Raw genomic sequence first — 14,795 nt, forward strand, 5'->3', positions numbered from 1 at the left:
AAATTCGTTCCGGCGGGTAGTTGGTCGTCTCGTTTTCGTACAGACCGTTTCTGGTTTTTACACCTCGAACGTGTACCTTCCTCCAGTTGAAAGGCTTAATCCAAATTGAATCGGGTATATAGACTAAGACTATCTTGTATTCACCATAAGGGGGAAATCATATGATTTCAGATCAACAAGCACGGCAGTTATTAAAAGACGCGAAACGGATCGCCGTCGTCGGGGTATCCAGCGATTCGGGCAAAACGGCAAACTGGATTGCCGATTACCTGGTCCAGCATGGTTACGAAGTCATTCCGGTCAACCCGACGTTAAATGAATGGAACGGACAGAAGGTGTACCCGAGTGTCGCCAGTATTCCGGGACACATCGATATCGTTGATGTCTTCCGCCGGTCGGAGTTTTTAGCGGACGTTGCCAAGGATGCTGTCGCGCACGGCGATGTCGGTATGATTTGGAATCAACTCGGATTATCGAGCGTCGAAGCGGAAAGCTTAGCCCTCGGTGCCGGGATTCCGTATATCGAAAACCGTTGTATTAAGATTGAACACCAGTACCTATAAGAGCGATTCGACCAGACATCTACGCACTTGCCGTAGGTGTCTTTTTCACTTGTTTTCTAGATTATCCTTGTCAGATAGCAAGAAGATGCCTACAATTAGATACAGACTACTAGAAAAACGAACGAACGTTTGGAAAATTCGGCGTTTTTTCTATTTGAGGTGAAAAACATGGCGACAGATTTAAACAATTATAATGATGATGCCATACAGGTGTTAGAAGGACTCGAAGCAGTCCGGAAGCGCCCGGGTATGTATATCGGTTCGACCGATCATCGCGGACTCCACCATTTGGTGTATGAGATCGTCGATAATGCAATTGATGAGGCACTGGCCGGATTTGGGGAACAAATCGATGTCATCATCCATAAAGATAATGCCATCACGATACGAGATCACGGGCGCGGTATGCCGACCGGGATGCATGCTTCCGGGAAACCGACGGCAGAAGTCATCTTCACCGTCCTTCACGCCGGCGGGAAATTCGGTCAGGGCGGCTATAAGACATCAGGTGGACTGCACGGCGTCGGCGCATCCGTCGTCAATGCCTTGTCGACACAATTGAAAGTCACGATTTACCGAGACGGTAAACAGTTTGAACAGACGTTTGAAGACGGGGGAATTCCGAAAACGACGTTACTTGAGACCGGCACGACGCGCCAAAAAGGAACAAGTGTCTATTTCAAGCCGGACGGAAAAATCTTCAGTACGTTGACATACAATTATGATACGTTAGCAGAACGTCTGCGCGAATCAGCCTTTTTACTGAAGGGTCTGAAGATTACCTTGACCGACGAACGGTCGGAAAAAGCAGATGTTTTCCAATACGAAGACGGCGTCAGTGAATTCGTCGGCTACTTGAACGACGATAAAGACACGTTACACCCGACGGTTGCCTTTGAAGGAACGGAAAACGAAATCGAAGTCGATATCGCCTTCCAGTTCACGGATGCTTATTCGGAAAACGTCCTGTCGTTCGTCAATAACGTCCGGACTCGCGATGGCGGCACACACGAAGTTGGCGCCAAAACGGCGATGACCCGGGTGATGAATGAATATGCCCGTAAAAATACATTGCTGAAAGAAAAAGATAAAAATCTCGACGGAAATGATATCCGTGAAGGATTGACGATGATCGTGTCCATTCGGATTCCGGAAGAATTTCTGCAATTTGAAGGACAAACGAAATCAAAACTCGGTTCGCCGGAAGCCCGGACGAGCTGTGACGCGGTCATTACACGCCGCCTGTCGACGTATCTTGAGGAGAACCCGCAAACGGCGACCCTTCTGATCAAAAAAGCGATCCGTGCTGCCCAGGCCCGGGAAGCGGCCCGGAAAGCCCGCGAAGAAGCCCGGAACGGGAAGAAAAAGAAACGTTCAAGTATCCTAAACGGGAAACTGACACCGGCCGCGTCGAAAAACGCCGAGAAAAATGAATTGTTCCTCGTCGAGGGAGATTCCGCCGGCGGTTCAGCTAAACAAGGCCGTAACCGGACGTTCCAGGCGATTTTACCATTACGCGGGAAAGTCCTGAACACGGAAAAAGCGAAACTTGCGGATATCATGAAAAACGAAGAAATCAATATGATCATCCACGCAATCGGCAGCGGCGTCGGCGCCGACTTCGATCTGTCCGACTGCAACTTCGATAAGGTCATCATCATGACCGATGCCGATACCGACGGGGCGCACATCCAAGTCCTGTTGCTGACGTTCTTCTTCCGCTATATGCGACCGTTGATCGATGCCGGGAAAGTGTTCGTCGCCTTACCGCCGCTCTACCGTGTCTCGAAAGGGAAGGGCAAGTCTGAGAAGTTTGAATACGTCTGGGATGAAGATACGCTTGCAAAAACAACGAAAAAGTTCGGCAAAGGGTATATGATTCAGCGTTATAAAGGACTCGGTGAGATGAATGCGCCGCAACTCTGGGAAACGACGATGGATCCCGAGACGCGGACGTTGATCCGCGTTACGATCGATGATGCGGCTGTCGCTGAGAAACGGGTTTCCGTCCTGATGGGCGACAACGTCGGTCATCGCCGGAGCTGGATTGAAGACAATGTAGCGTTTGGACTGACGGAAGACCTCTCAATCATTGAAAATGAACACGTCACGAAAGAGAGTGTGAACTGATATGTCTAACCTGCAAAACATTTTGAATCTGTCCCTTGAGCAAGTCGTCGGGGACCGGTTCGGACGTTATTCGAAATATATCATCCAGGACCGGGCCTTACCGGACGCACGCGACGGATTAAAACCGGTGCAACGCCGGATTCTGTATGCGATGCATACGGAAGGCAACCTGTTTGACCGCGCTTACCGGAAATCGGCCAAGACGGTCGGCGTCGTCATCGGTAACTACCACCCGCACGGCGATTCGTCGGTCTATGAAGCAATGGTCCGTCTCAGCCAGGAGTGGAAATTACGTTATCCGTTAGTCGACATGCAGGGGAATAATGGTTCGATCGACGGCGACAGCGCCGCTGCCATGCGATATACGGAAGCCCGTTTATCGAAAGTATCGAGCCTGATTCTCGAAGGCATCAATAAACAGACCGTTGATTACACGTTGAACTTTGATGATACGACGGAAGAGCCGCTTGTCTTGCCGTCCCTCTTACCGAACCTGCTGATGAACGGTTCGACAGGGATTTCGGCCGGGTATGCGACGGAAATCCCGCCTCACCATGCCGGTGAAGTGCTCGACGCGGCAATTGGCCGAATTTCGGGAACTGTGCATAATGTCGATGATTTACTGACACATATGCAAGGACCCGATTTCCCGACCGGCGGTGTCGTCCAAGGTCTCGACGGCATCAAAAAGGCGTTTGAAACCGGCCGCGGCAAAGTCATCATCCGGTCGCGGGCAGTGATCGAAACGTTACGCGGCGGACGCCAGCAAATCATCATCACGGAACTGCCGTACGAAGTCAACAAAGCAAACCTTGTCAAACGGATGGAAGAACTCCGCCTCGACCGCAAAGTCGAAGGGGTAGCGGAAGTCCGCGACGAGACGGACCGCGATGGTCTTCGTGTCGTCATCGAGCTGAAAAAAGAAGCGGATGCGGAAGGGGTGCTTCACTTTTACCTGAAGCAGACCGACCTGCAAATCGCCTATAACTACAATATGGTCGCCATCCACGAGCGGACACCGCGTCAGATGGGTGTTCTCGCGTTACTCGACGCGTATCTCAGTCACGTCAAGGATGTCGTCATCCGCCGGACAACGTTTGATCTCGAGCAGGCGAAACGCCGTCAAGAGGTTGTGTCAGCCCTCATGACCGCTATTTCCGTCCTGGATGAGACACTTGCGTTGATCCGGTCGGCCTCCAACAAATCGGAAGCGAAAGACAAGTTGATTGAACGGTTTAGTTTCACCGATCGCCAAGCGGAAGCTGTCGTCATGCTTCAGCTGTACCGGTTGACGAATACTGATATCGTTGAATTGCAGGAAGAAGCGGCGAAACTTGAAAAAGAAATCGCCCGCCTTGAAAAAATCCTGAACGACGAAAAAACACGGAACCGGTTGATCATTAAAGAATTAACCGTTCTGAAAGAGCAAGTCGCGGACAAGCGGCGTTCGACGATCGAAGCGGAAGTCGAAGAGCTGAAACTGAAGACGGAAGTCATGATTGCTGTCGAAGAAACCATGGTCTTCGTCTCGAAAAACGGCTATATCAAGCGGTCTTCGATGCGTTCGTTCGGCGCAACCAACGATTTGCCGGAGATGAAGGAGCAGGATCGTCTGTTGTATCAAGGACAGGCGATGACGACGGATCATCTAATCGTTTGGACGGTTCAAGGGAATTATCTCCTGATTCCGGTCCACCAGTTGCCGGATACAAAATGGAAAGACGGCGGACAACACGTCGCCAATCTCGTACCGCTCGAGTCGGGTGACCGGATTTTATCGGTCGATCTCGTCAGGACGTTTGACGAGACATCACACTGCCTGTTCGTGACGCGCCAAGGGATGGTTAAACGGTCGAAGCTGAGTGATTATAATGCGCAGCGGAAGTCGAAACCGCTCCAGGGCGTCCGTTTACGGGCGGATGACGAAGTGCTGTACGCCAAGATTTCAACGGGACAGGAGCAATTGTTCTTGACGACCCAGCACGGATTCGGTCTCTGGTTCACGGAAGACGATGTCCCGGTCGTCGGTGTCCGGGCAGCGGGTGTAAAAGCGATCAACCTGCGTGACCAGGATGTCGTAGCCGGTGCGATTGGCTTTAAACAGGCACCGAATATCGTCTTGCTGACGCAACGCGGTGCGTTGAAGAAAATGCGCCTTGCGGATCAGTTCCAAGTCTCGAATCGCGCCTTACGCGGTACGCAATTGTTGCGCGATTTAAAATCAAAACCGCATCAAGTGGCTGCCTTGATTGACGTCACGCAAGCAAAAGAACTGATTCTGATCGGAAAAGAACAGGAAAAGACGATTCAAGTCCCATCCTTGTCCTTCCTCGATCGGTTATCAAACGGTTCGTTTGCCTATGACGAAGAAAAATTCGGCCCACTTCTTGATTGGTATACCGTTTGATGGTCAGATGCCCCTCATTTTTAAAGAGGGGTGTCTTTTTTTAGGTTATTTTAGGTTAGATGGTGTTTCGTCGCTCCTTCCTGTTCGTTTCTAGCTTTCTGACGCCTGTTTTGACCGCTTTTTCAGACTTTTCTTCGAATTATCGCCAAATCACCCGTTTACAAATTGAAACGACTGCCGATAACCGCTACAATAAAAGAAAATGGTCAGGCAAGATTACCACGAAGTATGTGGAGCGGGCAGTTCGGAGCTTTAGCTTATAGGATTCGTTTCATCAAGCAGCTACGGACATGTTCCTCGGCTGCTTTTGTGCCATCTGCCAACTGGAGAGGTGATGACGATGAAATTCAGAAGACGCGAAAAAGTAGCAATCTATATCACACGGGAGCAACCAGAGGGATGGGAACTACTTGTTTTTCATCCGCAATCCGCTCCAGACAGTGATTGGCAAATTCCTGCCGGCACCATCGAGGATGCTGAAATCGCCAAGGAAGCGGCAGTTCGGGAAACACTCGAGGAAAGCGGTTTATCGCTTGCGACCGTTCAGTACGTAGGTGAAGAAGAAATGCGTTATCCGGAACGAATGCGGGTGCATTACACGTATTTCTATCATGCTCATATCGAATGTCAGGAAAACCGATGGACGCATTGTGTCGCTGGTGACGGTCAAGATTGCGGTGATTTTTTCCATTTTGCCTGGTTACCGCTTGAACGAATCACGCAACTCGAACGCCGGCATCATATTTTCTTGGATCGTTTAATGAGCCGCTTGGAACGGACACATCATTACGATTGTCGGAAACACGGTTAATCCCGTGTTTTTTTTATTTCGTCTCACTATCTTGAGTTTAACTGAATTATGAGACAATAATTATTAACTATTGATAATATATGTTATGTTAACTTAAAAAAATAAAAATTATCCAGTTGGTCTTTGTTTTCCTCCGCTTCCCTGTTACTCTAAATACAGTAACATCTATATTGTTACCTTTTAACCGGTAACAAGCGATAAGTAACCGTATATTCGGTAACAAGGAGGATTTTTTTATGCAAGCTGTTGCGGTTTCCTTTGATATTCAAAACTCCCGGAGCTATTCGAGTAAAGAACAGTTGTTAACCGATCTGCATCAATTAGCGGATCAGTTGAACGATGCATTTCCGGCGGCGCTCGTACCGTTTCAAATTAAGTCCGGTGACAGTCTGCTTGGTGTGTTTAACGAGTATGCCGTCAGTTATCCACTTATACTGATGCTGCTGAATCAGCCATTGGACGGTTATATCGGGATCGGATTCGGCCAATATGAGACGCTGTCGACGACCCATGCCGATGAAGCTAACGGCAGTGCCGTTATTTTCGCTTTTGAAGCCCAGAACGCTGCTAAACAGACGGCCAACCGGATTGCTTTTGCCGGGCCGCCCTATTTGCCGACCGCCCTGCTGAACGGTTATATCGAGATGTTATATCCGGCGTATTTCGGTAAAACGGACCGCCAAATCGAATTACACCGGCTGATGGATCAGCATCCGGAGGCCACTTACGAAGAAATCGGCTTACAAATGGGATTTCATGAAAAAGATGCGCGCATGAATGTTGCGAAACTTGTTGCCCGCTCCCAACGTAAACAACGTAAACGCCTGGAAAAGACATTCGTCGACGCTTTAAACCAGTTACAGGTCTGGGAGGCGATCGGATGACTTTACTCTTAAGTCTGCTTCTCGTCCATCTATTGGCGGACTTTCCGCTTCAAAGTCAACGGATGGCAAAGTCTAAGCAGCGGCAACTCCGGGTATTACTCGCGCATATGACAGTACATAGTATCGGGACAGCTGTTGTCCTCGGCATCTTTTATAAATGGGGTGACTTGAACGGCGCGACTGCCTGGATCATCGGCGGTGTTATCATTGGGACACATACCTTACTGGACGGTTCGCCCTTCAAACGTCTTTTGCATCCAGCGCTCGCATTTTGGGTTGATCAACTACTCCATCTTGCGATTCTGACAGAGATTGTCGTCTATTTGACACCGGTCGACTGGCCGACAACGTTTCCGTTACTCGACCAAATCTTATGGGTCAGCGTCTGGGGTTTGATTGCGACGGAATTGATCGGCCGCGGGATTGCCCCGCTGCTTGCGCCCTTTGCGCCCCGCCTGATTGAGTCGCACTTTGAGCGCAAAGTGACGCGGAAAGAACAACTGGACGGACTGAAGCGGTCTGTCACGCATGAAGTCGAAGATTCTGCCCGGAGTTATACGACGGAAATCAACGGTGTCGGCCGCTACATCGGACTCGTCGAACGCGCCATCATCGTTTGCCTCGTAGCAGTAAACGCAACAGGCGCCATTGGATTCATCATCGCCTTAAAAGCGTTGGCTCGCTTCAAACAGTTTGATGACCGCCGATTTGCGGAATATTATATCATCGGCAGTTTACTGAGTATTCTCGCTGCCTTACTGTGCGGAATGGCCATCCGGCTGGCCCTGTGAATACAGCAAGACGATAGATTGAGATACAGAAAGAGAGGTGGACGGTCTCTTAAGGTAAGGAACCGTCGTAAAATCATGAAACAGATTGGATTAGTCAGACACCACCGGGTGACGGAAGGTTACCCGACCAAAGGCTGGATCAGTGCAGCCGACATCGAAGCCTGGATTGAGCGTTATGATGTTTCGACCATCGATGTCCAACCGGTTGAACTCGGAAATATCGACTGGACGATCTGTTACGCCAGCAGTATGCCGCGAGCCGTTCAAACGGCGGAAAGCGTCTACGGAAAAGATATCATCGTGACGGATCTGTTACGGGAAGTCCCATTCCCGACGATCCGTTCACGGATTCGTCTCCCGTTCCTTGCCTGGGCATTGATCGGACGGCTTGTCGCGCCATTCAGCAAACGAATTCAAGCGGAAATCAAAGATGCCAACGAGCGGATTACGGTTCTTCTGAACCGATTGACGTTTGAACAACCAGAACATGAACGGGTTTTGCTCGTCGGACACGGCGGGATGATGATTCTGATGCGGACTGCCTTAAAAAAACGAGGTTATGTCGGTCCCCGCTTCAGTCATCCACGCAACGGTATGTTGTATCTGTTTGAGAAACGGGAGGGCTAGGTATGAAATGGGGTTCCGTTCTGCTACTTGCGCTCTGTCTGATTGTCATCTTTTATATGACACGCGACGACGAGCCGTTACCTGGTGATCGTCCGGAATCGTCTACCGTCATTCACGTCTACGGCTTTGATGTCGGTCAAGGCGACAGTACCTTGATTCAGACGAAAAACGAAACGATTTTGATCGACGGCGGGAATAACGGCAAAGGGGATGATGTCGTCCGCTACCTGAAGAACCTGGGTATCACCCGCCTGACAGCCGTCATCGCAACACATCCGGACGCAGACCATATCGGCGGGCTCGATACGATTCTCGATGCCCTGCCTGTCGATCAAGTCTACGCACCACGCGTCAATCACACGACAGAAACCTACCGGGACTTCCTGCTCGCCGTCAAACGGCAAGGGATCACCATTAAAACGGCTAAAGCCGGTGTTTCGATTCCGAGTGACGAAGTGAAACTGAACTTACTCGCCCCGCTCCGCGACGGCACCCGTGATTTAAACAGCTGGAGTACAGTCCTGCAACTCGTTCATGGCGATAATACCTTTCTCTTCATGGGAGACGCTCCGATTCGGACGGAACAGGACTTGCTTGAATCCGGAATGGATTTAAAGGCTGATGTGTTAAAGGTCGGGCATCACGGTGCGGACACCTCGTCCTCAATTCCTTTTTTACAGGCAGTCCACCCTTCCCGCGCCTTGATTTCAGCCGGCGAAGGCAATTCATATGGCCATCCGCGTCCGACCGTCATGAATGCGCTGGCGGCGGAAAGTATCCAGGTCGATCGGACGGACCGGATGGGCACCGTTCAGTACACGTCGGACGGACAGACGATTCAGGTCAAAAGCCGGACCGATTTACGTCCCGAGTAAAGGAGAGGATACACGATGAAAATGACCGTTACGGAATTTGACGGAGACCAGGCGATTTGTGAGACGGAAAACCGTGAAACGGTGCAAGTCCCCCGTTCGCGTCTGCCGCATGCTGCAACAATCGGCGACTGGCTCGAATGGCGCGGTCGTTCGATCCGGATTCTCCGGGAGGAAACGCAGAACCGTCGGCAGGAAATTGATGATTTGATGAATGAACTGTTTGAAGACTAAAACTCCGTTCCTTGGCCTGTCAGTGGTCAAGGATTTTTTTATTCACCTTTGTTTTTCCAATAATAAACAGCAAATCTAAAAAATCGACTTAAATCACTAGCAGTTTTTTCTGAATTTTCGTAAACTTTAGGAATACGAAACAAAAAGGGGGATTTATCCATGTTCCAACAATTACGAACGAACTTAAAGCAAGCGGTCCTCGGACAAGAACATGTCATAGATCATCTTCTGATCGGACTGTTGTCGGAAGGTCACGTTCTGCTTGAGGATCGGCCGGGTACCGGTAAGACGACACTGGCCAAATCACTGGCCAATACACTGGATGCCAAGTTTTCACGCGTTCAATGCACCGCGGATACCTTACCGACCGATTTGCTGGGGATGGAATTGTTTAATCCATTGACCGGTTCATTCGAGCAACGGTTTGGCCCGCTGTTCGCCAATATCGTCCTTGTCGACGAAATTAACCGGACGACGCCGCGGACACAGTCCGCCCTGCTCGAAGCGATGGGGGAAGCTCAGGTGACGATCGGAGATACCTCTTATACGTTACCGCAACATTTTCTGGTCATCGCGACTCAAAACCCGTTTGACGGTCAGGGGACGTTTCCACTCCCCCATGCACAACTCGACCGCTTTTTGTTCAAACTGTCGTTTGCTCCGCTCGATCGACAGGTCGAAAAAGCCCTGTTACAGGGAGCTCACTTACAACCGAGTCCATTCCAGGTACCGCTTGAGCAACTGAATACCTGGAAACAGGAAGTCCAGGCGGTCACCATGGAAGATGCCGTCGAAGATTACCTGCTCGACGTCTGTGATGCCTTACGGGCGCACCGGGACGTTGAGATCGGTCCAAGTCCACGAGCTACCTTGGCGCTCCTCCAGGCGGCAAGAGCGCGGGCCTGGATGCATGACCGGACATACGTAACACCGGAAGATATCAAGCAGCTGGCAAATCCATTGCTTGCCCACCGGCTGGTCCTGACACTTGAAGCGACATTAAAGATGACGAACGGTCGCCTGGTCCAGCAGATTTTGGAGTCATTGACTGTTCCGACCGAGGTGTAATATGCAATTGATTACACCAAAGTCCTTTCATCCGATGATTTTATTTTGGATTGCCGTTGCAGCCGGTATTTGTACACTGTATGGTTCGATCCTGATTGCGACACTGCTCGTCGCGTACACGTTGTACGGGTATCTCTTGCCGAAGTACCTTGAATACCTCGGAGAACGTCTGAGCGTTCGGCTCGTCGAAACCGTCCGGGCGTTCCGGGACGATCCACTCGCCATTCCATTCGAAATTCATAATCCGACACGGTTTGCTCTTGGGAAGGTGACCGTGTCCGGTCTTCTCGGGGAACAGGTCCGGATTGAGGACGCCAGCAGTCAGTTTTGGCGGCAACATGTCTATGTGCCGCGTCAGGCTCATGTGCCGTTTCAAATCGATGTCACGGCAGCCAAACGGGGAACGATTCGGATCCAGTCGTTTGATATCATGATTTCTGATCCGTTTCATCTGATGACACTGTACTTGACGTTACCGATTCAACAGCTTGGTCATGTCTTCCCTGATTTCGCACCGGCCTCCGTCGAATGGAATGAACGCCAAATTCCTGGCGAGACGATTGACCGGTCGAGTCCGTTTACGGACCGCTCGAGCTTTCATTCGGTCGTCCCTTACGCGGGCGATGCGAAGACGATTTACTGGTCTGCTTATGCCAAGACGGGGGAACTGTATTCCTATCAGTATGACCGGATGCGTAATCATGACTATGCCGTCATCATTGACGGACTGTCGGCCGACGGTTTGGCTTTACGCGGCGACTTTGAAAAATTGCTCTCCCGGGCGGCAACGATTATCCGCGAACTGGAAAAACAAGGCGCCTCATACAGCCTCTGGATTTCAATGGTCAACCGGGACGGACAGTGGTATCACGTACCTTCCGGGAAAGGAAAAGAACAATTCTTGCGGACGATGGAATGTCTCGCCCGGATTTCAGAATATGATTTACCGCTCGAACGCCGTTACTTCACAAAACGGCTTCAACGGACCGTCCCGTCGACGACAGCCGAAATTCATCTCGGGCACCGCCATAAGGGGGTGAGCGCATGATCATCTGGTGGATTCTCGTCATCAGCTTGTTGCAAGCCCCGCTCATCATTCTGATTTTCCCGTTGCTCGCCGTTATTCCGGCGCGCCCAATCCGAATCGGCGTTCAACTGGCGGCAGCTGTTGCTTTTCTTTTGATTTCTCCGCTGATCAGTATCCTGCTGTTACTTGCGATTGCACTCAGCGCATGGCTCGAGACCGTCGATTACCCGTATAAATTTGCCGTCAGTGCGACGGTTCTGACCGGACTGTGTTTACTGTTACCTGGATTCCACCCTCCGCTCGGTGCGTATCTTCTGCTTGGTCTCGTCTGGGGCATTCCCTTCCTCAGGCAGCACTTGATTGAATGGCGCCGGATTGTCGCAGGTATCTCGTTGTTTCTGGGTGCCAGTCTGGTCCTCGTCACCTTAATCCGGCTGCTGAAAGAAGCGCTGTTCGGTTCTGTCGCGAACCTGACCCGTCCGGCACTTGAGGCGTTCGGTTCCCTCTTCACCTGGACATTACCGCTCGCAGAACAGATCGATCAAAAAACGAAAGCCGACAGTACATCCGGGTTATCAGACATCGCCCCGCAAGAAAGTCTAAAAGCGGCCGGCATGAGTTCCGATACGCTGTTTTATTTGAACATGACAGGAATTATCCTGGCGCTTCTCGCCGTCGGTCTCACGTTCTACCTGATTCGTAAACGCCGGGTCGTGGCAACGGAGGCTGAACCGGTCGCCCGGATGACCGTGCCGAAGCAGGCAGCGCCTGTCAAAAAACACAGCCAGCATCCGCTTCTGAAAATCGCCTCGCAACTCGAACAGGCTTTCCCGCGACGCCATGACGAGACGACCGTCGAATGGCTGACACGGATTGAATTTCCGGAAGCTGTTGCCCATGCACGGCTTCTCGACGGCATTGAATTCAGCCGCAGCGAGCCGGCGTACGATCTTCAACTGTTCCGGAAATATGTCCGCGAACAAATCGAACGCTGAATCCAAAAAGAAGGTGCTCCGATATCGGAACACCTTCTCAGACTGAAGACAAAGTAGTGGTTCTTCTCGATAAAGAGAAAAACCACTACTTTGTCTTCAGTCTGAACAGACCTTCAAGAGGTCTGTTCCAGGTATAAAAAGATTTAAACAAATGTAAGCAGTTATGTTCATCTAGCTACTCATGTCGTAAGAGTATGATATGAAATATCCTGACTGATTTTGTTTATAAGACAACGTATTAATAGTCACTTAATACATTGTCAACTTTTAATTAACAATATCATATTCGTTTAAAATATTTTCATATGCAGGGTCATTTAAAATTTCTTCAGAATTTTTATTTGCTTCATTGATTATTTGTGTTCTTTCTTTAAAACTTAATTGATTCAAGAACTGAGATTCTGTCATTCCGTTTGGAAAACTCATATTGTTTTGATTTATTCCTTTTTGAATTGCTTCTGTTTTAAGATTTGTTTTAGATAAAGATTGATATGTAACACTAGAATTAGATGACTTAGTCGGCAAGTTTTTATTATCTGCATAGTTGATTCCTATTTTTATACTTTTTTGGTCGTTTGGATCATCGAAATAAGACTTATACCAATTTACATTTGAAGTTTTACATTTAATTTGCACTGCACCTGCTGCTACTAAAAGTACTTTCGGCTGAAATCCACCAAACCGTCCAACATATCCAAAATGCATATTCCCTAAATCTTCACCTTTCATCACTCTTCCACCGAATACATATCTGTCATTTACTCCATACGCATGCTTGTAATCCCAAGGACCTCTACTATTAACCTTTCCAGTGAAATAGTATCCCGTGCCTATAGGATATGTTTTATCGGATATTGTATATTGATAAAGTGATGCGGCATTCTTTAACATTTTTGAGGAAAACGATGCCGTCACATCCCCACCAGGATTAATTGCACTGTATGTACCTACAGGATCATCATTTACATCAGAGTCTTCGGCCTTTACCAAGTGTTGAGAAGATGATGTAATTAAAAAATACATAGATAAACTAATCATTATTTTTCTTTTCAAAATAAAACTCCCCTTCCATCCTCAAATATTATAGGATTAAATTGACTTGAGATAGATTTAAATTAATTTTTTAGGGATATCTTTTTTTGAATATCTCTTTAGAAAGGAGCGTTTATGAAAAAAATACGCTGGTTATTATATACTATTACATTTTTGTTATTTTTATTTATTTATAATTCTTTTTTTAATTATGATTTTTTTAAATTTATTTCATCTATTTTTTCAACAGCACCTATACATCTTGGTCTCGCTTTCAGCTTTATTACTTGTTTGTGTTCAATATTATTATTAATAAAAGTAAGTTCATTCAATGATAAAAAAGCAACTATTGGGATGTTAGTTACCCTTATAATTAACTTAGCATTCTTATTCGTAACAGGAATAGTGGATTTGATCGGCTCTTTATTCTCTTAAATTATTATGAAGACTAGGTACAAAACATAGGCTGAAATGGATAATGTTCATTCAGCACGTAATTAAAAAAATCGATATGTATCTGTAAGTAAGATACTAAACAAGACCATTTGTCGTTTAACGCTTCATTCCTTTCCTTTCCTCGCAAGGATTAGAAGAACTTAGAAATATCTCGCACCAATCAGTGACTCGTATCTCTACCGTTCCGGCAGGTGCATAGCAGTGTAATGCCTTACATCAGTCAGAAAGCTTTTCAATCGTCTCTTTTTAAGAGAGATAAAAGATTACAGAAAGTAAAATACTCAAAGATAGCAAAAGATATTAAAGCTATATAGGTACACATAGTTATTCCCCAATTTCTTCAATAACATCTAGCATCTTCCGTGAATCCACATGAGCTGAAAACAAACCTTCTATGGCCCGCAGTGGATTAATCTACTGCGGGCCACCTCTTTCCTTATTCAAACGGCATACTCTTGTGAATCGGGCATTGTATCAAAAACGACAGGAGACCATCGAACGTGTCTTCGCAGATGCAAAAGAAAAGCATGGCATGCGTTGGGTCCGATATCGTGGTCTGAAAAAAACAACGCTACAAGCGATGCTTACTTTTAGTGCCTTGAACCTCAAAAAATTGGCGAACTGGTTATGGGATTCCGGTGGGAATCCTTGTTTTTCATACTATTTTATACGACTACATAAGACAAACCCTCATTTCAACGTTGAAATGAGGGTTTGTCTACAATCTGAAAAGGTGCTCCGATTTCTTTTTCTTATTTAGAATCAATTTTAGACGCTTTACGCGCTATGATAACAATAAAGACGATGGCAGCAACCGGAAGCACGAGTGGCATCCAGTCCAGGATATACTGTGTATTCATCGTATCCCCTCCTCCAAGACATGCTGGTACTCTACACG

Annotated in this window: 13 protein-coding genes and 1 pseudogene; 13 read left to right on the forward strand and 1 reads right to left on the reverse strand. The window is 48.2% G+C overall.

Annotated elements, in window-relative coordinates; all coding sequences use genetic code 11:
* The first annotated feature begins 161 nt into the window (after positions 1-161).
* The 12 genes from ABIC15_RS08680 to ABIC15_RS08735 all read left to right on the forward strand — a co-directional run bounded on the left by ABIC15_RS08680 (position 162) and on the right by ABIC15_RS08735 (position 12,409).
* On the forward strand, positions 162-563 hold the full coding sequence (locus ABIC15_RS08680; RefSeq protein WP_290826600.1) for a CoA-binding protein: 402 nt from the start codon (positions 162-164) through the stop codon (positions 561-563).
* A gap of 168 nt (positions 564-731) precedes the next feature.
* A complete protein-coding gene (gene parE / locus ABIC15_RS08685; RefSeq protein WP_354020478.1) occupies positions 732-2,693 on the forward strand; it encodes a DNA topoisomerase IV subunit B in 1,962 nt (653 codons plus the stop codon).
* Position 2,694: 1 nt separating this feature from the next.
* A complete protein-coding gene (parC, locus tag ABIC15_RS08690; RefSeq protein ID WP_354020479.1) occupies positions 2,695-5,100 on the forward strand; it encodes a DNA topoisomerase IV subunit A in 2,406 nt (801 codons plus the stop codon).
* Positions 5,101-5,440: 340 nt separating this feature from the next.
* A complete protein-coding gene (locus ABIC15_RS08695) occupies positions 5,441-5,911 on the forward strand; it encodes an NUDIX domain-containing protein (RefSeq protein WP_233494529.1) in 471 nt (156 codons plus the stop codon).
* A 236-nt stretch (positions 5,912-6,147) separates the two neighbouring features.
* Complete coding sequence (locus ABIC15_RS08700) at positions 6,148-6,795, forward strand: hypothetical protein (protein ID WP_354020480.1); 648 nt, start codon at positions 6,148-6,150, stop codon at positions 6,793-6,795.
* Positions 6,792-7,586: a DUF3307 domain-containing protein gene (locus tag ABIC15_RS08705; RefSeq protein WP_354020481.1), complete on the forward strand. Its 795-nt coding sequence runs from the start codon at positions 6,792-6,794 to the stop codon at positions 7,584-7,586. Before ABIC15_RS08700 ends, ABIC15_RS08705 begins: the two co-directional genes overlap by 4 nt.
* Before the next feature lie 75 nt (positions 7,587-7,661).
* Complete coding sequence (locus ABIC15_RS08710; RefSeq protein ID WP_354020482.1) at positions 7,662-8,213, forward strand: histidine phosphatase family protein; 552 nt, start codon at positions 7,662-7,664, stop codon at positions 8,211-8,213.
* A gap of 2 nt (positions 8,214-8,215) precedes the next feature.
* The gene (locus ABIC15_RS08715) at positions 8,216-9,088 is read left to right on the forward strand and encodes a ComEC/Rec2 family competence protein (protein WP_354020483.1); all 873 of its coding nucleotides are present in this window, start codon (positions 8,216-8,218) and stop codon (positions 9,086-9,088) included.
* Positions 9,089-9,103: 15 nt separating this feature from the next.
* Entirely contained in the window at positions 9,104-9,319 is a 216-nt protein-coding gene (locus ABIC15_RS08720) for a DUF3006 domain-containing protein (RefSeq protein ID WP_012370472.1), read from the forward strand.
* A gap of 159 nt (positions 9,320-9,478) precedes the next feature.
* Positions 9,479-10,387 carry an AAA family ATPase gene (locus tag ABIC15_RS08725; protein ID WP_354020484.1) on the forward strand — a complete coding sequence of 303 codons (909 nt, stop codon included), beginning with the start codon at positions 9,479-9,481 and terminating at the stop codon, positions 10,385-10,387.
* A gap of 1 nt (position 10,388) precedes the next feature.
* Positions 10,389-11,435, forward strand: coding sequence for a DUF58 domain-containing protein (locus ABIC15_RS08730; protein WP_012370474.1), 1,047 nt, complete (start codon positions 10,389-10,391; stop codon positions 11,433-11,435).
* A complete protein-coding gene (locus ABIC15_RS08735) occupies positions 11,432-12,409 on the forward strand; it encodes a hypothetical protein (protein WP_214764737.1) in 978 nt (325 codons plus the stop codon). The genes ABIC15_RS08730 and ABIC15_RS08735 overlap by 4 nt, the downstream gene beginning before the upstream one ends.
* Positions 12,410-12,676: 267 nt before the next feature.
* On the opposite strand, the gene ABIC15_RS08740 is transcribed toward ABIC15_RS08735, so the two are convergent.
* Positions 12,677-13,462, reverse strand: coding sequence for a polymorphic toxin type 44 domain-containing protein (locus tag ABIC15_RS08740; protein ID WP_354020485.1), 786 nt, complete (start codon positions 13,460-13,462; stop codon positions 12,677-12,679).
* 904 nt (positions 13,463-14,366) lie between these two features.
* On the opposite strand from ABIC15_RS08740, the pseudogene ABIC15_RS08745 reads away from it, so the two are divergent.
* Positions 14,367-14,657: pseudogene (locus ABIC15_RS08745) on the forward strand (transposase); the annotation flags it as partial.
* Between the last annotated feature and the right edge of the window lie 138 nt (positions 14,658-14,795).

It is taken from the genome of Exiguobacterium sp. PvP048, from assembly GCF_040549175.1.
In the GTDB taxonomy this organism is placed as follows: Bacteria; Bacillota; Bacilli; order Exiguobacteriales; family Exiguobacteriaceae; genus Exiguobacterium_A; species Exiguobacterium_A artemiae.

Bases quoted from the DNA above. Each gene is read 5' to 3' on its own strand.
- ABIC15_RS08680 (WP_290826600.1), top strand. From the start codon at position 162: ATGATTTCAGATCAACAAGCACGGCAGTTATTAAAAGACGCGAAACGG.
- parE (WP_354020478.1), top strand. From the start codon at position 732: ATGGCGACAGATTTAAACAATTATAATGATGATGCCATACAGGTGTTA.
- parC (WP_354020479.1), top strand. From the start codon at position 2,695: ATGTCTAACCTGCAAAACATTTTGAATCTGTCCCTTGAGCAAGTCGTC.
- ABIC15_RS08695 (WP_233494529.1), top strand. From the start codon at position 5,441: ATGAAATTCAGAAGACGCGAAAAAGTAGCAATCTATATCACACGGGAG.
- ABIC15_RS08700 (WP_354020480.1), top strand. From the start codon at position 6,148: ATGCAAGCTGTTGCGGTTTCCTTTGATATTCAAAACTCCCGGAGCTAT.
- ABIC15_RS08705 (WP_354020481.1), top strand. From the start codon at position 6,792: ATGACTTTACTCTTAAGTCTGCTTCTCGTCCATCTATTGGCGGACTTT.
- ABIC15_RS08710 (WP_354020482.1), top strand. From the start codon at position 7,662: ATGAAACAGATTGGATTAGTCAGACACCACCGGGTGACGGAAGGTTAC.
- ABIC15_RS08715 (WP_354020483.1), top strand. From the start codon at position 8,216: ATGAAATGGGGTTCCGTTCTGCTACTTGCGCTCTGTCTGATTGTCATC.
- ABIC15_RS08720 (WP_012370472.1), top strand. From the start codon at position 9,104: ATGAAAATGACCGTTACGGAATTTGACGGAGACCAGGCGATTTGTGAG.
- ABIC15_RS08725 (WP_354020484.1), top strand. From the start codon at position 9,479: ATGTTCCAACAATTACGAACGAACTTAAAGCAAGCGGTCCTCGGACAA.
- ABIC15_RS08730 (WP_012370474.1), top strand. From the start codon at position 10,389: ATGCAATTGATTACACCAAAGTCCTTTCATCCGATGATTTTATTTTGG.
- ABIC15_RS08735 (WP_214764737.1), top strand. From the start codon at position 11,432: ATGATCATCTGGTGGATTCTCGTCATCAGCTTGTTGCAAGCCCCGCTC.